Source organism: Paraburkholderia kirstenboschensis, assembly GCF_032806925.1.
GTDB lineage: Bacteria > Pseudomonadota > Gammaproteobacteria > Burkholderiales > Burkholderiaceae > Paraburkholderia > Paraburkholderia kirstenboschensis.
This window is the reverse complement of the sequence record NZ_CP136512.1, coordinates 1,306,751-1,324,044: the sequence shown is the minus strand read 5'-3', so window position 1 is coordinate 1,324,044 and position 17,294 is coordinate 1,306,751. Positions and strand designations below refer to the sequence as shown.

Annotated in this window: 17 protein-coding genes and 2 pseudogenes; 11 read left to right on the top strand and 8 right to left on the bottom strand. The window is 59.2% G+C overall.

All coding sequences use genetic code 11. The features are described 5' to 3' along the window. Positions 1 to 211: 211 nt before the first annotated feature. Positions 212 to 352, top strand: a complete 141-nt coding sequence (locus RW095_RS14690; RefSeq protein WP_317019660.1) for a hypothetical protein — start codon at positions 212 to 214, stop codon at positions 350 to 352. A gap of 814 nt (positions 353 to 1,166) precedes the next feature. Here the strand turns inward: RW095_RS14690 and RW095_RS14685 are convergent. Further along, complete coding sequence (locus tag RW095_RS14685; RefSeq protein WP_317019659.1) at positions 1,167 to 1,697, bottom strand: phasin family protein; 531 nt, start codon at positions 1,695 to 1,697, stop codon at positions 1,167 to 1,169. A 2,187-nt stretch (positions 1,698 to 3,884) separates the two neighbouring features. Between RW095_RS14685 and RW095_RS14680 the strand changes: the two genes are divergently transcribed. From RW095_RS14680 to RW095_RS14665, 4 genes are all read left to right on the top strand, one after another. Beyond that, positions 3,885 to 4,184, top strand: coding sequence for a hypothetical protein (locus RW095_RS14680; RefSeq protein ID WP_317019658.1), 300 nt, complete (start codon positions 3,885 to 3,887; stop codon positions 4,182 to 4,184). Positions 4,185 to 4,349: 165 nt separating this feature from the next. After that, positions 4,350 to 4,553, top strand: a complete 204-nt coding sequence (locus tag RW095_RS14675) for a cold-shock protein (protein WP_317019657.1) — start codon at positions 4,350 to 4,352, stop codon at positions 4,551 to 4,553. A gap of 237 nt (positions 4,554 to 4,790) precedes the next feature. Further along, the gene (locus RW095_RS14670; RefSeq protein WP_317019656.1) at positions 4,791 to 4,997 is read left to right on the top strand and encodes a hypothetical protein; all 207 of its coding nucleotides are present in this window, start codon (positions 4,791 to 4,793) and stop codon (positions 4,995 to 4,997) included. 141 nt (positions 4,998 to 5,138) lie between these two features. Continuing rightward, positions 5,139 to 5,633 (top strand): MgtC/SapB family protein, encoded by a 495-nt coding sequence (locus RW095_RS14665; protein WP_317019655.1) that lies wholly within the window; start codon positions 5,139 to 5,141, stop codon positions 5,631 to 5,633. A 337-nt stretch (positions 5,634 to 5,970) separates the two neighbouring features. Here RW095_RS14665 and istB read toward each other — a convergent pair whose 3' ends face one another. Together istB and istA are read right to left on the bottom strand one after the other, a co-directional pair. Beyond that, positions 5,971 to 6,804, bottom strand: a complete 834-nt coding sequence (gene istB / locus RW095_RS14660; protein ID WP_317014949.1) for an IS21-like element helper ATPase IstB — start codon at positions 6,802 to 6,804, stop codon at positions 5,971 to 5,973. Next, entirely contained in the window at positions 6,801 to 8,312 is a 1,512-nt protein-coding gene (gene istA / locus RW095_RS14655) for an IS21 family transposase (protein WP_449406524.1), read from the bottom strand. The genes istB and istA overlap by 4 nt, the downstream gene beginning before the upstream one ends. 240 nt (positions 8,313 to 8,552) lie before the next feature. Between istA and RW095_RS14650 the strand changes: the two are divergent. Continuing rightward, positions 8,553 to 8,627: pseudogene (locus RW095_RS14650) on the top strand (beta-ketoacyl-ACP reductase); the annotation flags it as partial. Positions 8,628 to 9,231: 604 nt separating this feature from the next. On the opposite strand, the gene RW095_RS14645 reads toward RW095_RS14650, so the two are convergent. Further along, a complete protein-coding gene (locus RW095_RS14645) occupies positions 9,232 to 9,828 on the bottom strand; it encodes an HAD-IA family hydrolase (RefSeq protein WP_317019654.1) in 597 nt (198 codons plus the stop codon). A gap of 277 nt (positions 9,829 to 10,105) precedes the next feature. Beyond that, positions 10,106 to 10,999, bottom strand: a complete 894-nt coding sequence (locus RW095_RS14640) for a LysR family transcriptional regulator (RefSeq protein ID WP_317019653.1) — start codon at positions 10,997 to 10,999, stop codon at positions 10,106 to 10,108. Positions 11,000 to 11,101: 102 nt separating this feature from the next. Here RW095_RS14640 and RW095_RS14635 point away from each other — a divergent pair, with 102 nt between their 5' ends. Together RW095_RS14635 and RW095_RS14630 are read left to right on the top strand one after the other, a co-directional pair. Continuing rightward, positions 11,102 to 11,428 (top strand): carboxymuconolactone decarboxylase family protein, encoded by a 327-nt coding sequence (locus RW095_RS14635; RefSeq protein ID WP_317019652.1) that lies wholly within the window; start codon positions 11,102 to 11,104, stop codon positions 11,426 to 11,428. 10 nt (positions 11,429 to 11,438) lie between these two features. After that, positions 11,439 to 11,843: a (R)-mandelonitrile lyase gene (locus RW095_RS14630; RefSeq protein WP_317019651.1), complete on the top strand. Its 405-nt coding sequence runs from the start codon at positions 11,439 to 11,441 to the stop codon at positions 11,841 to 11,843. Between the two features lie 230 nt (positions 11,844 to 12,073). Here RW095_RS14630 and RW095_RS14625 read toward each other — a convergent pair whose 3' ends face one another. Beyond that, positions 12,074 to 12,292 (bottom strand): hypothetical protein, encoded by a 219-nt coding sequence (locus tag RW095_RS14625; protein WP_317019650.1) that lies wholly within the window; start codon positions 12,290 to 12,292, stop codon positions 12,074 to 12,076. A 1,896-nt stretch (positions 12,293 to 14,188) separates the two neighbouring features. Here RW095_RS14625 and RW095_RS14620 point away from each other — a divergent pair. Beyond that, complete coding sequence (locus tag RW095_RS14620; RefSeq protein WP_317019649.1) at positions 14,189 to 14,425, top strand: hypothetical protein; 237 nt, start codon at positions 14,189 to 14,191, stop codon at positions 14,423 to 14,425. A gap of 167 nt (positions 14,426 to 14,592) precedes the next feature. Here RW095_RS14620 and RW095_RS14615 read toward each other — a convergent pair. Then, positions 14,593 to 15,036, bottom strand: a pseudogene (locus tag RW095_RS14615) (manganese catalase family protein); the annotation flags it as partial. A gap of 201 nt (positions 15,037 to 15,237) precedes the next feature. Here RW095_RS14615 and RW095_RS14610 point away from each other — a divergent pair. Continuing rightward, complete coding sequence (locus RW095_RS14610; RefSeq protein WP_394365150.1) at positions 15,238 to 15,672, top strand: YciE/YciF ferroxidase family protein; 435 nt, start codon at positions 15,238 to 15,240, stop codon at positions 15,670 to 15,672. Between the two features lie 118 nt (positions 15,673 to 15,790). Then, positions 15,791 to 16,078, top strand: a complete 288-nt coding sequence (locus RW095_RS14605; RefSeq protein WP_317019647.1) for a hypothetical protein — start codon at positions 15,791 to 15,793, stop codon at positions 16,076 to 16,078. 266 nt (positions 16,079 to 16,344) lie between these two features. Here the strand turns inward: RW095_RS14605 and RW095_RS14600 are convergent, their stop codons facing one another. Then, positions 16,345 to 16,440 (bottom strand): DUF2934 domain-containing protein, encoded by a 96-nt coding sequence (locus tag RW095_RS14600; RefSeq protein WP_317019646.1) that lies wholly within the window; start codon positions 16,438 to 16,440, stop codon positions 16,345 to 16,347. Positions 16,441 to 17,294 lie beyond the last annotated feature (854 nt).

The following is a 17,294-nucleotide window of genomic DNA, read 5'->3' as shown; positions in this document are numbered from 1 at the left end:
CCGCTGACGAATCGAGGAACGAGCACCGTTTCCCCGGTGGATGCCCCGCCCCGACGACTACTGATGAATGGCCGACGTTTCGCGACCGTTCCCGGCGGCCGCAAGCTGATGCGCGTGCACCCCGGGACGCTAGGCATCCGGTTTTCTGAAGTAAGCTATCTGCAGTAAAGGCGCGCCGCATGTTGCGTCGCATCAGACCCCGGAGGTGGTTATGAAAACGCTGGATGCAACGTCGCGCGCGGGCGGCGTCGTTGCGGTGGCGGTCCTGTCCGCAGCTTTGTCCGGTTGCTACTACTACGTGCCCTACGGCTATGTTCCGTACGGCGAAGGGCCGGCGGCGGCGCCGCAGTAGCAATATCCTTTCTCGATGATTGACGCAGCCGCGACCGGTGCGGCCGCGTCAGATGTAACTGCACCGACGAACACCTATATCGCACCAGCCGCGCCCGTCGTCGTCGTGCCTGCGTATTACCCCGTCGCGTATCCGTACTACGGCTGGCCCTCGTGTGGGGACCATCGGTGTCACTGAGCTCCGGCTATTGGGGCGGATGCTGTTACGGGGGGCCGGCACGGCTACTGGGGCCACCGCGGCTACTAGGGCCACGGATATCGGGGCGGTTGGGGCGGTCATGGCGGCTGGGGTGGCCACGGATACCCCGTGCGTGGTATGGGGCGGCGGCGGCCATTACCGGGGCGGTGGCGGAGGCCACGGGCATTCGCATTGACCGCCAGGATTGATGCGCTCGTGTTCAACAGTTCCCCGACAGCTTGAACCTGTGGGTGAACTGACGCAGGACACCAACGCGGGACAGCGGCGTCGCGTAACGTGCAACTGGGTGCCAATTAATTGCTGTCGCCGGAATAGGATGCCTGTTGGACATTCTTGGCCTCGCCCGCATTTTCACATGCATGACGTGATGTGGCCATCCAGCTGCATAAAGAGAATCCGCCAGCCGAGAGGCTGGCTCTCCAGCCGAAGGCAACGCCGTGGAAAGTAAAGGCGCAGACCCAGCTGGGATGCGTCTGCGTTTCAGCTTTTTCGCCTGAGAAGCAGGTCAGCTACTCTTGCTCGGGCTGCAATCTCCCGGATGCCCCGTCGAGTGGACCGTCTAAAGAAAGGACCGTGACTGCGGCCCTATCCGCAAATGAGCGGCGCCTCGCGCGCTCTAAGCCCTGGCCACCGGCTTGCCGGCTCTGTCCATGACGTTCACAGCCTCCTTCGCCGCAGCCCTGGCCTGCCCATGCAATGCGTTAGCTGCGTCCCACATTGCCCCGAAGCCCTTCGACCAGAAAGCGGTAATCGCTTCGTTTCCCGCCTGCGGGTTTTTGGCGAGATTATCGATAATTACTCGAGTCTCACGAACGTACTCGCTGGCCAGCTTTTCACTTGACGCGAGCAGTTGACTTCGCGTCTCTGTGGCAATTTCATTCAGATGTTGCCAGTAGGCTTGCGCCTTCTTCGTGGTCGCTTGCGATTGCCGGGACTGCAGTTCGAAGAATGACTGAGGGTCCTTGGTAGAAAGAGCAGCGGCCTCCGCCACCACGGCCTCATTCTCCAGAATCGAAGCTTTGGCCGCCTGCAGGTTCAATGCGACGAGCTTTTCGTAGACCTCAAAAGCCGTATTAAAAAATCCATAAAGGACCTCACCGCCGACCTTCTGTGCAGCAACTATCTGTTCGGGGACTTGCGTGTTCATCGGTTTTAACTCCAGGGTTGAATAAAGCCGCTATCGACTGATTCGGTCGGTCTTGAGGCGCGCCCGACCCCCGGCTGGAATACGTGCACCATCATTCGGAAGTGACCTAAGACTGCGGGGCTGCAGCGCGCACGGTTGCGGCCCTGCCGTACGCAAGAAGGCAGGTATCGAGGGCAAGCTTTACATTGAACACTGAACGGCCACGCACGCCTTCGCGGCCACGAAACTCCACGGTGCCGTCAGCACCCACGACAATCACTTCCTCCGCTCCGCTGCACAGGTAGGCGTGAGTCCGGCTGTCGAGAGTGGCTGCGCAGACGGCATTGCCGAACAGCCCTTTGCATCGTTGAACCACTTCACTGTACCCGTCTGCATCATCTGGTTCCAAAGAAGTTAAAGAAAGTCACCCGGCAGAACAAATTTTTTGAGATGCGCTGCAGGCGCTGTTGCGCGCTTGCGGACGCCTACGAGAAAAGCTATTGGTGTTTCCAGAGAAAGACGTCACTTAGGCGTGCGAATGGACGTCTGGTTTTCAAAGCATACCCGATGTGATGATTCTGTTCCACCGCAAAGCACGCGGCTGCGCCATTTGCTCGTGTCACGTAAGTCAGCCATTTTGAGGTGTGCCCATCAGATACCCGCTGTGTCGATGGAGCATTCTCAGGCAGCCTTCATTCGATGCTAGAAATCTGTGGGCGCGCTGGCTAGCCGGTCAAGCAATCGCTGTAACCGTTCCTGTTGCGTTTGCATCCGCCCCGGGGTCGCACATGCCTGAAGGACCCGACCACGCCAGTAAGCCTGAGCGAACAATGAATCTGCACCCTCAGCGCACAGGACATGCTCAAGATGCGTGATTGCAGTGTCAAGGTTTTGAGGCGTGTACGGGCTCACCCAAGCGCCTGCTTTATCGGGGGTTTTCACTGTGTCCTCCCATTTATATAGGTCTTTCCGACTAACGGCGCATCTGCAACGAGTATGTCCTGCTGGAAGCTGACAATTATTTGCCAGACGTTTAGAATTTCTTTCTAAACGTAATACAAGATACAGCAAACAGAATTGCTGAATCCCAGGGTTTACCCACCAGGCAAACGTCCCCCACTACTTTTTAGTTCTACGCACACATTCATATGAGGTATAAGGCCGTGGCAGTCTCGCAAAAAGGGAGCCCGCGGTAACCTGGCTTTGACCGATTCACCCTGGCAATCAGACGTCACTTTCGGTGTCGGCATCGCAACGCGGACCCTGGAATGCGGCTGCCATCCAGTTTCTTAATCGCTGACGTGTCGCACTGACGTGACAGTTCATCGAGATACCCGGGGGTAGCACCGGGACGGTTATTGACGCCTTTTGGGGGAGACCCATTCGGGGAAGCTCGAACAGGCTCTGTCATGCACTCTGGCGGACCCTGAGGGTTTCAATTCGCCTGCGCGTTGGGCGCAGTTGCCGGCGGTAAAACGGGGGCACGGGATTTAATGAGGTGCAACGATTTGCTGCGAATTATTTATTGTTTGACGCCATTGCGCTGGCGGGGGAATAGTGAGTTGCCCAAAGCACGACATGGCGTCATGAGGCGGTCATTGCGAACGCGTAACGTTATTCGACGCTGCGAACCAGTCGGCACCGGGTTGCATAAAAATATAGTCTGAGAGACGTCAAGCAAGATGAATCGACATACCCAAAGTATTGGTCACCTTGAGCGTAGCGCCGAGGACAACCGCCTCAGGCGCGCCCTCGCCGCACGCCTCGACAGGGCACTCGAACGGGCCGGCGTCAGTTCTGCACGCGCAGCGAGGTGGCTGGGCGTGACTGAATACGACGTGCAATACTGGCGGCGCGGAATAACCGTCCCGCCGCTGAACGCCTGTATGCGTCTCGCCACCGTCCTCAATCTCGACGTTCACTGGCTTTGCACAGGGCAGCCTCAGGTCGCCTGATTCACATTTTGTGGCAATCATGGGCCAAGCGAGCTTCTCTGCCGTTGATGCGTGTAGGTTCTGACGTTCGCAGCCCGGTCGGCATCGCTTTCGCAACGATGCCACTGAGCGCATTTCTGATGCGGCACAGCAGGTGTTTTCGCAGAACCCGGAGGTATCGATGTGAAGGCACCAAAGCGGACGGGGGCGTTCGACGAAGCACCGCGCCTGAATAAGTACGAGATTGTCGAGAGGCGCCTCGCATATCGCCAGCATGCTGTACGAGCAAAGCATGCTCGCGGCGGTTAGGGAGACCATTCTGGAGTTCAAGGCCTTGCACGGGCGCGACGACCTGAGGACATTTGCGCATGCCCATCTCGGAAGACTGGAACAGCGCGGGAAGGCGGCTGCGGGCAACGGGCTTCGGGAGTTTATAGAGCGTGGTCGCCTGCCAGAGCAGACACTCAGCGCACCGACCAGACCTGTGTCTACTCGCAAGCCCGTGCCCAAAAGTGGCGAAGTACTCAATCAGGGAAGGCTAGCAAGTGTGAAACGGGTGATGCTGCGTGAATGACGTCGAACAGCACAGCGGAACAGAGCCTCGTCGGATTGTCCGAAACCACTGCCTTGCAGTAGGGGCTAGAACGGACAAACGCTCATTGACCTGTGACGGGAGCCGTCGTATAAAAAACGCGCAAGGGGCGTCAGGCGATGTCCCACCAATTAATAAGGAATGGGCATGGCAACCGGTACTGTGAAGTGGTTTAACGATGCGAAGGGCTTTGGCTTCATCACGCCTGATGATGGTGGCGAAGACCTGTTTGCTCATTTTTCTGAAGTGAAAGCGGCGGGCTTCAAGTCACTTCAGGAGGGGCAAAAGGTGAGCTTCGAGGTCAAGAAGGGACCAAAGGGCAAACAGGCATCGAATATTCAACCAATCTGACGCGTCAGCGCGCGGGCTGTCGCCGAAAGCATGGTCCGACTCGGTCGGCAATCCTGCTTTCAGCTACGAGCCGTTTGTGAGCGTGCGCGGGAAATTCACCGGCATCCGTACGCGTCAGGCCCGGCCTGGCGGTAACACTGGCTGTGGTGGTTATCGCTTTCCCCCAAAATGGCCATGAGGATGAGGAACCCCAAATAGACGGGCTGTCACATCACACGCACTGATAAACGTCGCTCGATGGACGCACCGCTTATCGACGTGGTGCGCACGTTCGGTCCTCTGATGCAGATGGGGCTGCCTGACGAACGCCCCGGCGTCTTCGTGAAGCGGGACGCCGTTCACACCGTTCAAGATTGTGGGGTTGTGAAGCGACTGGTTTTCAAGGACCAGTCGTCGCTCGATGTTCGATACGCTGGACCGTGCAGCGACCTCTACAACGAATGAACGTCGCGTCACGCCCACCAGTCGTCTGGCAGGGCTCATCCAGCAGCAGCGCGCTCTGACTTGTTCAGGCGCCGCCCAATAACGTCGAGGGTGACTGCGCACTGCAGTGCCTCGCTTTTTCGATGAAGGCAACGGGCACTCATGCTACCTGATTCAGTTTTCCGTGAAGTACTGCTGCGAATGGTTGTCGCAGTGCTTGTTGGTTGCGTCGTTGGTGTGGACCGCAATCTGCGTGGCAAACCTACCGGTGTGAAAACGCTGGGTCTGGTTGCGCTCGGTGCCTGCCTCGTAACCATGGCCGGCGCAGGCTTTGCCCTAAGCGGAGTGGGGGTTGATGCAAATGCCTCGCGCGCCATTCAGGGCATCGTGACTGGAGTTGGATTTCTGGGTGCCGGGGTCATCGTTCAGAACGGCGGGGATGAAAAAGTTCGCGGGCTTACGACTGCGGCGTCCATATGGGTAACAGCAGCTCTGGGGATTGTCTGCGGTGTGGGTGCATGGTCTGTCGCCCTCATAGCTACCTTGCTTCTGGTCCTTCTGCTGGTTTTAGGTCGTCCCTTGGAGCGTGCACTACACCGGCGGTGGTTGAAAATGCCACAGGACGACCGCGATTCCATTACGAGACATGAGGAATAGTGCCGCAGACTTCCGGGCCGGAGCCGTTCCTCCGGCTTCGTGTCCGTTCGCTTGTGACGTGATTGCAAGCATTTCTATAGTGGATGGCATGGCTAGGGACATCGCGCCTACCTTTGCCGGTCACGCCCGTAGCCAACCGGTCGAGAGTGACGTCAGAATCGCCGGTGTGGCGCGACAGTCTGGATGAGAGGCGCGCGACAAACAGGATGAGAATGTCGCGGCGAGCTTGATGATGCCGTTGTTGATTGACGCTGACAAGCGATTAAAGTTGATTGACGCGCGTTCGTTGATTGACGCTGGGCAATGTCGGATTAGAGTGTGCGTCAGGCGACGCGTGTCATGATTCGTTCTCTGGAGTCGCAGGCATGCCGACATTGTTTGGCGTGGCATAGCGCGCAGGGCGTCCTGGCCCCTGCTGTTTGCGCTGCATGGCGGTGCGCCGCCGGTAGCTTTCGACATTCATCTCGAAGATGGTCGAATGATGGACCAGCCGGTCGACCGCGGCCAGCGTCATGGCGGGGTCGGGGAAGACCTTGTTCCAGTCACCAAACGGCTGGTTGGCGGTTAGAAGAAGGGATCGGCATTCGTATCGGGCGCTGATCAGCTCGAATAACACGGAGGTTTCGGCCTGATCCTTGGTGACGTATGCAAAGTCGTCGAGAATGAGCAGGTCGAAGCGGTTCAGACGGTTGATGGCGGCTTCGAGCGCCAGCTCGCGACGTGCAACCTGGAGCCGCTGCACAAGGTCGGAGGTGCGGGTGAACAGGACCTTCCAGCCTTTGTCCAGCAGGCTCAGTCCGATGGCCGACGACAGGTGCGACTTGCCGCCGCCAGGCGTCCCGACCATGATCAGGTTGGCGCCGTTGCGCAGCCACCCATCGCCGGCACACAGTGCCGAGACCTGTGCTTTGGAGATCATTGGCACTGCATCGAAATCGAAGGTCTCCAGCGTCTTGCCCGGTAGCAGCCGGGCCTCCTTCAGATGGCGTTCAATACGACGTCTATCGCGTTCGGCAATCTCGTGTTCGGCCAGCGCCATGATCAGGCGTGCCGCGGGCCAGCCCTCCTTGTCGGCGCGCTCGGCGAAGGCTGGCCAGATCTGTTTGACAGCGGGTAGCCGCAAATCGTTGAGCAGCAGCGACAGGCGGGTAGCATCGAAATCGTGGCTCATGCTGTCATCTCCTGATCCAGGGTAAGCAGGGCTTCGTAGTCGCGCAACGAAGCCAGTTGTACGTGCACTTGTGGGACAGCTGCCGGATCCGGAGCAAAACGCGAGCGCAGTTCGTCCAGATCGGGTAGTCGACCATCGGCCAGGTTCTGTTCGAGCGCATGGGCCAGCTCGGCCTCGCAGGCGCGCTCGTGAGCCAGGCTCAGCAACTCCACCATGGTCTTGCACGCCGCGCGCGAGGACAGTTGCTCGCACAGGCGATCGAAGGTCAGCCGATAGGCCTCGCGCGGGAACAGCTGGTCGCGGTACACAAGGTTGAGCAGCGCCATCGGCTTGCGGCGCAGCGCGTGAATGACATGCCGGTAGTCAATGACGTGGCCATGCTTGCCGCTGGTGCCTGGGCGGCCACGCCGCAACGTCATCAGGGCCGTGCCGCCCAGGAACAGTTCCAGCCGGTCGTCGTACAGCCGCACCCGCAACCGGTGGCCGATCAGCCGCGACGGAACGGAATAGAAGACCTTGCGCAATACGAAACCGCCGGTGGAGGTGATGTAGACACGCGTTTCCTCGTAATCGCTGGTGCGCGTGTTGGGCAGAAGCTGCAGGAACGGCACTTCCGCCTTGATGCGCTTGCCATTACGCGCGTTGATGCGGCTGACGATCTCGTCGATGAAGCAGCGATAAGCGGCAAGGTCGATGAACTCGACGCTGCCGCGCAGCAGCAGCGCGTCGCGGATCGCACTCTTGAGGTGACCATGAGGACTCTCAATGGCGCCGTTCTCGTGTGCGACTCCACGGTTGTTGCGCGTGGGCTGCATGCCGTAGTGAGCACATAGGGCTTCGTAACGCGTGGTCAGATCGTCGCGCGCATCGCGATCCAGATTGCGAAACGCCGCCGACAGACTGTCGCTGCGATGCTCGAGCGGTGCTGCGCCAAGTGCCCAGAGCGCGTTCTGAAGCCCTTCGGCGAGGGCAACATAACTCTCGCCACCGAGAATGACGTGAGCGTGTTCAAAGCCCGAGCAGGCCAGACGGAAGTGATACAGGCGATGGTCCAGCGCGGCGCCGGCCACGGTGACGCCGAGAGCCTGCATCTCGGTGAAATCGGACAGCCCGAGCCGACCGGGCTGATGTACCTGGCGAAACATGACCTCGCGTTCCTCGCCATGCAGTGCCCGCCAGACGCGGATGCGCCGCTCCAGTGTGCGGCGCACGTCACGTGAGAGCTGCGGATGGCGCCGAAGCATCTCTTCCAATACTGCAACGGGCCGGATGCCTGGAGCGGAGGTCAGTAGTGGAACAATCTCCGCGTCGAAAATCCCGGCCAACGGATCCGCGCGCCGGCGCTCGCGCGGCGCCTTCTTCTGCGATGGCAACCGTGGATCCTCTTCGATGCGGTAGGCGGTGGCGACGCTAAACCCGGCCCGGGCAGCCGCCTCGGGTGGCGCTTCCTTGAGTCTGTGCTTCATGTAGAGCCTCATCTGGTGGTCGTTGACGTGGCGTCCGGGCACGGCGCACCTCCCATGGCATGGAAGGTTTGTTCATACCCGATCTACCGCGACTACCAAAAAAGCTCCCGGTGAAGGTCGCCTCCTGGCGCGGCATGGCGGCAGCGGTTCCGGGCTACGCCCGTTCCCGCTGCCGCCATGCCCGTTCTCTCATCCTGACTGACGCGCTCCTCTCATCTTGATTGACGCGCGGCACGCCGGAGCAGCGGCAGTCGATGCCCCGTGCTTCGCGATACCGCCATCTCCTGGGTTGCGAGCGACAAAGCGGGGTTCGCTACCGGTGCAGACTTTTCGCGGAATGGTGGTCTGCACTTGGGTTTGGCATCGAACCCGACGGGGAAAAGCGCGGCTCGAAATCTCGTGGCTCTGGCGCTCACAATGTGGCGCTGGAGCACCTGCATGATGGGCGAGAGCGAAGACATTGCACGAAGGCGCAATCGAGGGCGGTCTCCCCATGCATCGGACATACGGTTAAAGAGATTTCACCATTGAGGCGGCGATGGAGTCCGTCGGCGGAATTCCTCGAGCAAGAGGTCTTTCCGTGCCGGTCGGATACGTCGCCGTCGTCCACATTTTCCAACGCACCGGTTCCGCAACGATTCAGCCGTCGCGCTTCGGTTGGGACAATGGCTGTCCGTTCGCTACCGAAGCCGAACCACTCATGCGCGGCTGTGGCGCTGCGCAGCGCGTTGTCGACGGCATGCTACTCGCAGGCACGCGACGGCCAACGCGCTGAGCGTGCGTTCCGTTTGCCTTGACCTGTGTGAAGCAGCGGCGTCGTTGTCCAGTGTGATTTCCTCCGTTTATGGGATTTGCGAAGCCGGAGAGAGGTCAATGTCCTTATCAACAGGGGGGAACGCTACAAACGAGCCGTTGCTTCAATGTAGCTGAAGGTAGTCCCGCAGCTCGGCCAGTTCTTGAATCACTGGTACGGGCTGACCCAACGTCTTCCGCGTGATGGGTTCAGCCGATAGCCGACTACAAATACTCCAGCTTCGAGTCCTGCCTGAGCGCCAGCGAGGCTATGTTCGACCAGCAAACACCGACCCGGGTCGATGCCCATCAACGAGGAAGCGTGCAGAATCAGCCCCGGGTCAGGCTTCCATGACTGCACTTCGTAGGCGCTCACTATCCGGTCGGTAAAGTGAGGCAGCAGCCCGGTCACTCCAAGGCACTTCTCCAGCTTGTCCCTCGGGCCATTCGATGCAACGCATTTCTCAATGGTAATTGCGCTTACCAACTCAACCGCGCCGTTCATCGGTTTCAACTCTCGCGAGAACAGCTGAGCGCTTCGAACTCGATACTCCCGGGTAAAGTCTTCGATGCTTCGACACGGATAATCTTCGAGGAGGGTCTGCGCAAATAGCGCAAACCGACAACCTCGAAAACGCTCGAGTATCTCGTCGTCGGCTACTGCCGTACCGGCATCAGCCAGAATCTGGCCGATTGCCTTGGCAGACAGCGTCTCGCTGTCCACCAGCGTGCCGTCGATATCAAAGATGATTCCATCGAATTTCACGGCGAATCCTGAACATTGGCTTGTCGCACGTATTTTACAAGCACGCGAAATACAGTCGCCCAACTTGTTAGGGTTGCGGTAACTCTCGCGCATCTTGACGTCAGCGAAGTTAAAGCGCCCCTGCCGCAAATAGACCAACGATAGCAGCATTCCGTTACTACAATCCACCTTAGACAGAGCCCGCCGACAATATGGGCATGGGCAGACCACTAAACCTAAATCTTGACCTGCGCGCGCGAGCCGAACTGCTCACATACCTTGAGGCGGGCGATGCCGACTAGCGGGCTGTCCGTAACGCGTCCACTACGATAGTCAGCGCCTTCGAGTATTCACGGCGATTGGGATAAAAGATGTGCAGTCCGGGGAACGTTGGATACCAATCTGGCAGCACCCACAGCAGGCGACCTGCGGCGACATGTGGTTCCGCAAGGTCCTCTGGCACGAATGCCAGGCCTGCCCCGTCGATTGCTGCGTTCAACATCTGATACGCACCGTTAAACGTGAATTGTCCATCGACCCGCACCTGGATGTTTCGAGCGCCTTTTTTCAGCTCCCATGCATAGACTCTGCCGCGCGTTGGCAGGCGCAGCCTGATGCAATCGTGATTTATGAGGTCCTTTGGGTGCTTCGGCGCGGGACACCTCGAAAGATAGCCCGGCGACCCCACGATAGCTAACCGGGCGTCTTGACCTATCCTCACCGCAATCATGTCCTTGGCGACCTGGTCTCCCCATCGCACGCCAATATCGAAGCGGTCAGTGACAATGTCCGTGAGACCGTAGTCGACCACCAGTTCAACCTTTATATCCGGATACTGTGGAAGAACCTTTGCGAGACGTGGCCAAAGGACAGTATCTATCGCATAGTCCGTGGCGGTAATCCGGATGGAGCCAGCTGGTTTGTCACGCGTCTCTACAACCGCAGCGAGTTCACTTTCGATTTCTTCGAACCGTGGAGCAACGGATTGCATCAGGCGTTCGCCAGCTTCAGTCGGCGCCACGCTCCGGGTAGTGCGGCTGAGAAGTTTGACACCCATCCGTTCTTCCAATGCTCGCATCGAATGACTGAGCGCACTCTGGGACATGCCCAGCTTGGCAGCGGCGCGAGTGAAGCTTCCCTCGCGCGCAACCGCAATGAAAGCAAGAAGGTCAGTTACGTTCTCACGTAGCATTCATGCACCTCATTCATAAGTCTATGCCGATTTTACGCTCTAGTAGACGAGTGCATCGGCATTCAGAATTCCCCTTGAGTAATCTTTGATATTGGGAGCTATATGTCGGACAAACCTACGGCCGCTCGCCAAGCCTTCGGTGCCGTTGCTCCGAAGCTGGCTGAGCTAAGTGATGAGGTCCTCTTCGGCGATGTGTGGGAGAGGCCCCAATTGTCGAAGCGAGACCGCAGCCTCGTGACATGCGCGGCGCTCATCGCTCTTGGGAAGGTTGAGCAGATGAGCTTTCACTTTCCACTTGCCATCAGAAACGGCGTCACACACGACGAACTCGTTGAGATGACGACGCATCTTGCCTTCTACGCTGGATGGCCAAGTGCGATGTCCGCCGTGACGAAGCTCAAAGAGCTCTTTCCAACATCAACCGAATAAGGAGTAACACATGCATTTGAAGCGACCTGGTTCGCAGCCGTCGATAAAAGGCCCGGCTGAATGGTTCACTGGAACTGTGCGCATCGACCCACTGAATGCACCGGAACCGCCTGCGCGTGTCTCATGCGCAAGCGTCACATTCGAGCCCGGCGCTCGCTCGAACTGGCATACCCATCCGCTCGGTCAAACACTCATCGTGACGGCAGGCTGCGGTTGGACGCAGTGTGAAGGCGAGTCAATTGACGAGATTCGCGCTGGCGACGTCATCTGGTGCCCGCCGGGTCACAAGCATTGGCATGGCGCGTCTCCGACCACCTCGATGACGCACATAGCGATTCAGGAAGCACTGGACGGCAAAAACGTCTACTGGCTGGAGCCTGTCACGGACGAGCAGTATCTGATTGGTCCGCGCTGATGCAGCTTGGCGGCGCCATGGGTGCCCGCGGCCATGGAAGCGTAGGCAGGAAGACAAACGACGGTAGTTTCACGGTTTTTGAGAAGTATCAAGCTTGATGAAACTTCTTGATACCAGGCCACCGGCCGCGCCAATGTTCCGATAAACACTTTTCTTCGGCGACTGACGCGCTTCTTTCTGGCCGCGCTACAGAAGCTTAGTCCACAAGAGTCGCAGAAGCCGCCTCCGCGCTAGCCGTGGCTATCTACCCACGCCCGACACCACGAAAGGCCTACCAGCTCTGCTTCTTCGTCAGTATCGAAAGCGCCGAGCACCCCGGATACCTCGACGACCGTGGTGTCGCGCGTGACCGTGCCGCTCCCTGCGAATTTCGCCGGCTGTGGGATGCCTTCCTGCTGCAAGATGGCATGACCCCACAGCGTGTATCCACGGTATTTCTCAGTTTGCATCTATCGACCTCGAAGGCCCTCTTAACCATTCTTCTCGATGATTGCCGAGTTCGCGCGACTCGGCAAGCAGCTACTGCTTGAGGCGTTGGGTCTCGATTCCAGCCATCTTCAAACGTGGCGCCAATCATTTTCAGGTCCTAGCCGAAATCAAGCGCCCATTCCTCGCCGTCGCACCGGACGGTCATGCCGTTGTGCATTGAAATCAGATAGCGCGCCTTGTAAGCATCGTTTCATGCAGAGACCCAGCGGCGTTCTGCAACGCATTTCCCTCTAGCAAACGTCCTGTCTTTTTGTGAATGCCCTTTGGTGAAGTTGAGCCCCGCCTTATCCTGAGCGAGGCCTTCAGACACGTTCCAAGCATCATGAGATGCCCCTCGGAGCCAGCGTCGCCCGTCAGCCGTTCGCCTCAGGGCGCTAACTTCGCCACCCTGTCCGGTATCTCAAGGCTATCCCACAGTACCGGCTGTCCCGCGACCGCTGCCGTTGATGTCCGACCAGTCGCGCGGCTGCACCGCAGAATAGGCAGCACTATGTATACCGCGCAACAGGATTGATGATTTCGCATTTGAAAGCGCGCTCTCTAAAACCTGCCTGCGGTCGTTGGAGATTTGGCTGAAAAATTATTTCTGCGGACTGGTGGTGAGCCCCGAGACCATGAACTTGGACGATGTCTGCTGCACTATAGAGGAGCAAGAAACGAGATTTTGCTTCCCTATAGTGCATCAAGCGATATCGGACTCTCGCGAGCGTATGGGACCCTGCGATGCTCACATTCTCATAAAGAAAATGGCATGGGGATGTGCGAGGGCCATCTCCGTGTGTTGCGGCATGCTCGATGCCGCCGACATCATTGGTGTTAGCAGCGAACTCCATAGTGCGCTTGATGCACTTCTTCACCTTCACGCTACCTCGGCGCTGTCGGTAAAGGATTCGTTTGAGTCGATGAGCCTCCAACGCGCCCTTCATTTGTATCCGGCCGCAGGTTAGATGCCGGCCGCGGTTGAACTGTCGTGCCGATACCAGCAAGCCGGCCGCGGTCCCGCGAAAAAAGCGCCTCGCAACATCCGCGGGGCCCGTTTGCGACCTCAGCGAGCGGCTCATCATCGATTCCCGCGAGGTGCAGCGTTGCCGCGCCCACCGCCTGACGGATTTCCAGTCGTACTCGGCCAATTGCCACCTGAAGAGCCACTTCCCGACCGGCCGCCGCTCCCGGCCGATTTGGCCCCGCTGGACGAGCCCTTCGATGCACCGCCCGAGTTGCCGCGCGCGCCACCTTGGCTGCCGCCTGTCCCTTTGCTCATCGCCGCCTCCATCGAACATGTAGGGTGCTGCTAGCCGCTTCCGATGAGCCGGATTGCGCATCGGAAACGAGACCATCACACCACGATACTCTCAGGGCGTAGCTTCCGCGAATCTTTGGATACTCTAGTCGGCGAAGACGCGGACGCGCCGGGTCAGGCGCGGTGCCGGTGGATAGCGGTTCTACTTGGTCTGATACCGGCAGCAGTTGCCAAAGGGAAAGGCCGTTCCTTCGGCGCCTGGTGGCTGTATGGAGCAGCACTGTTCATTGTTGCTCTGCCTCACTCACTACTCATGAGGTCCAGTCCATCCGGTATCGAGCGACAACATCTGGCTGATGGAATGAAGAAATGCGGCCATTGTGCCGAATTCGTCAAGCATGATGCAAACGTCTGCCGCTACTGCGGGCGTGACGTCAAACTTGCTGCGTGATTGCCGGCCACGAACGACGCGCGACAGAATGAACGGGCGACCGGCGCAGCGAACGCGACGCCTCCATAGCGCGGTTGTTCGCCGGTGGTTTCGACCAGGTGATGAAGTCGCGCATCTACCGGCAACAGTTCGAGGAGGTGTTCCTGTCCTCGATACCGCGCATGAATGCGCACTCGCTCTACGTCGGCCTCGGGCCCACGCCGCACGCCGCACGCCGCCTTGCAACACTGCGTCGACGCGGCGCTCATCAGGCAGGACCAGTTCCTCGGCAGCTTTCCTCATCCGTCTACGAGCGTCGGCGACCAGGTGCCGTTCTTCCTGCGGGAAGACGAGCGAAAGCATCACGGCGGGCAATCCACTTCTGTCGCGCTCGGACTGTTGACCAAGCGTATGCGCGCATGAGCGTCGCGTCCTCGACATGGCGGAAGCACGTCACATAGGGCGCGCGGCGCCGCGCCCACTCACCCGGATAGAATCGGGAGATGCTCGCCGACAGGTGTCCCATGACCAACGACCGTGCGCTCAAGCCCGTGTTATTCCCAGAGACCTCCGCGGAAGGCTACTTCGTGTATGTTTGAGCGTGGGTCCGCCGTTGGGTCACCGGTAGTGTCGATATATGCTGCGCTCCACGGAACGCCAGCCGAGTGGGTGAGAGCCGGGCCGCCGCCGTCCAGGAGTCTGGTCGTGTGAGAGTCGTTGCCGCCTCCCGTAAGCGACCGGGAGAGCTGGGCCTCCGCTTCGACCCCTTCCTCGAGCTGCCCCTTCGTGCCCTTGTTCAGCATCGCCACGATAGAGCCGATAATTTCGAGGTGGCTCAATTCCTCCGTGGCAATGTCAAACAATAAATCTTTGCGGCCCGGGTCGTCTTCGCCGACTGCCTGTGTGAAATACCTGCAGGCGGCAGCCAGTTCGCCTTGCGGCCCGCCGAATTGTTCCAGTAACAGATTGGCGAGGCCTGGATTTGGCGCTGCCACGCGGACGGTGTACTGAAGCCGTTTGTTGTGCACGAACATGTCACTTCTCGTAGAAAGCCCGACGTCACGAGCTACCGGTGGCCGGACGTACCGTCAGTGAATTCGGTAGCGTATTCGGGCTCGTTTTAACCACGAACAGCGGGGCGCTGCATCGGCCACGCCGCACCCTATCGGGCGTCCGGGTCTCGGAGCAGACTGCTCCGGCGAATGTGCAGCTCGGGCCCCACGCTATGAAAGGCACTGCCCTCGCTATCTGACATTTATAGTGCCGAAAAGCAGATGACGAAGTCACTTCCCAAGATGGCGCGGGCGGCCACCAGTCCTGGCCTTCGGTCGGCGTTCGAGACGCACCTGGAAGAAACGCAAGGCCAGATTGAAAGAATTGACCAAGTCGTCGAGGCCAGCGGCATCAAACTCAAGCGCATCAAGTGCGTTGCCATGGAGGGTCTCGTCGAAGAAGGCCAGGAGCAGATTGCCGAAATCGAGAAAGGCCTGGTTCTCGACACGGCCCTCATCGCATCAGCGCAGAAAGTGGAGCACGACGAAATAGCATCGTACGGCTCTTTGATTGCGCTGGCCAAACAGCTTGGTGAAACGGCTGCCGTCGAGCTTGCGAACGACGGTCGCCGTCCCCGTCCATGGAATGGCTCGCATGTCCGAGAGACTCTTCGATGATACGAATGAGTAAGGACATATCCACGGGCAGGCGGCACGGGAATTGCGCGAATCGACGCAGCGGGGGTTGCACCGACTGGTCGCTTTGCACACGATGGGGACCATCATGCGAGTTGCCATGAAAGGATTGCTGTTGTCCGTATTCATTTTGGGTTTGTCCAGCGCCGCCTACGCGCAGGGTGCGGGCACAGGTGGTGGTGGGGGCGCTGGGGGAGGCCAGGGCGGCACCGGAATGGGAACGCCGAATGCCAGCGGAGCCACGGCGTCACCATCTGGCGCATCCGGCGCAAACACGATGGGGAAGTCAGGCGACATGTCGCAAAAGCAGACGAAGCCGAAGATGCAGAAGAAGGGAGGAATGGATGCACCTGCTTCCGACAGCGGCGGCATGAACAAGGCCTACTGATAGCGGCGCTGTTGCAGAAGCGTCCCGCGTGATTTGCAAGGTCGAGTTCCGGTCAGGAGACGGCGCACAGCAACAACGGAAGAACGCGCCGTGTGCATGGCGCCGCCGAACGGTTCGTCTACAGAAGTTACGACTCCCTTGGGTGGTCGACGGCGCGGCTCCTCCTCAGCGTCCGGTTTCCGTCACTTAGGCAGCCGGCTCTTTGGGTCAGTTCCGCTCCCGTTGGCGGCGGACTCTTCCTCGTCTATCTGGGCCCGGGCCTGCTCCTAGTACTCGTCGGCGCATCCCTCGAGGCTGCCGTCTTTTTCCCAGAGCTCGTAGGCACGCGCACGAATCTTCTCTTCCCGCGAAACGTTGTCCATTGCAGTTTCTCCGGTAGATTATTCACGAACAGCCACACATGATGTCGCTTGGATATTGCGCCCTGCTTGGCCCTTTGACCCGTCTTCACGTCGAAGCTGACCTTCTGATTCTCCTGCACTGTCTGGAAACCTGCTGCGCTGAGGCAAACAGGTCGAAGTCTGCCGTGGTACGTAGGTCAATCCGGGTAAAACGCCGCGTCGGACCGCTCGATATTGCCCTAGTACCCCCTTCCGGGCCTCGTCACACCATCGCCGATGTGACGACCTCAACTCGTTGTCCAGCCTCGCAAGCTATTTTGCTTCGCGGACGGAGGGCAAAGCTGCGATGTGGTGTTCGGCGTCTGCTCCGGGGCCGTCCGTTATGCTGTCAGACGCTTTCCCGTCGTGCCCAGCACCGCCGCGGGATTAGTGTCCAAAAAAAATGTCACACGTGTGCCGTGATGAGCACGTCGGACGAAGCGTCTGCTGCCCGCCCGATTGGCTGCGTGACGCTCGCATACCGTCGAAAGACGACTCGACGTTTGGCGCACCGGTCGGGCCGGCTTGTTGCCGTGCTGCCAAAGGGTCCGCTTGCGGGGCCGGGGACTCGAATAGGTTGACCTCCTCTTGAGAATAGGCATACGCCGGGCCCGTTTGGACCAGTAGCCATATGGCATTTACTGCTATTGCCAGGCGAGCATTCATGTTGCCTCCTTGTCAAAGGCGCTCGGGTGACGACCTCCAGTAAGTTCAGCAACTCCAATGACCATGAGGCCAGCGTCCGCCGCAACTGGAAATGCGCTTCCGAGTGGTACGTGTTTGTCGGAAACAGCAAACGAATAGCCGTTCACCGGTGCGGAGCCGTTTCACCCGGG

Bases quoted from the DNA above. Each gene is read 5' to 3' on its own strand.
- RW095_RS14690 (WP_317019660.1), top strand. From the start codon at position 212: ATGAAAACGCTGGATGCAACGTCGCGCGCGGGCGGCGTCGTTGCGGTG.
- RW095_RS14685 (WP_317019659.1), bottom strand. From the start codon at position 1,697: ATGAACACGCAAGTCCCCGAACAGATAGTTGCTGCACAGAAGGTCGGC.
- RW095_RS14680 (WP_317019658.1), top strand. From the start codon at position 3,885: ATGCTGTACGAGCAAAGCATGCTCGCGGCGGTTAGGGAGACCATTCTG.
- RW095_RS14675 (WP_317019657.1), top strand. From the start codon at position 4,350: ATGGCAACCGGTACTGTGAAGTGGTTTAACGATGCGAAGGGCTTTGGC.
- RW095_RS14670 (WP_317019656.1), top strand. From the start codon at position 4,791: ATGGACGCACCGCTTATCGACGTGGTGCGCACGTTCGGTCCTCTGATG.
- RW095_RS14665 (WP_317019655.1), top strand. From the start codon at position 5,139: ATGCTACCTGATTCAGTTTTCCGTGAAGTACTGCTGCGAATGGTTGTC.
- istB (WP_317014949.1), bottom strand. From the start codon at position 6,804: ATGAGCCACGATTTCGATGCTACCCGCCTGTCGCTGCTGCTCAACGAT.
- RW095_RS14640 (WP_317019653.1), bottom strand. From the start codon at position 10,999: ATGCTACGTGAGAACGTAACTGACCTTCTTGCTTTCATTGCGGTTGCG.
- RW095_RS14635 (WP_317019652.1), top strand. From the start codon at position 11,102: ATGTCGGACAAACCTACGGCCGCTCGCCAAGCCTTCGGTGCCGTTGCT.
- RW095_RS14630 (WP_317019651.1), top strand. From the start codon at position 11,439: ATGCATTTGAAGCGACCTGGTTCGCAGCCGTCGATAAAAGGCCCGGCT.
- RW095_RS14625 (WP_317019650.1), bottom strand. From the start codon at position 12,292: ATGCAAACTGAGAAATACCGTGGATACACGCTGTGGGGTCATGCCATC.
- RW095_RS14620 (WP_317019649.1), top strand. From the start codon at position 14,189: ATGCGCACTCGCTCTACGTCGGCCTCGGGCCCACGCCGCACGCCGCAC.
- RW095_RS14605 (WP_317019647.1), top strand. From the start codon at position 15,791: ATGAAAGGATTGCTGTTGTCCGTATTCATTTTGGGTTTGTCCAGCGCC.
- RW095_RS14600 (WP_317019646.1), bottom strand. From the start codon at position 16,440: ATGGACAACGTTTCGCGGGAAGAGAAGATTCGTGCGCGTGCCTACGAG.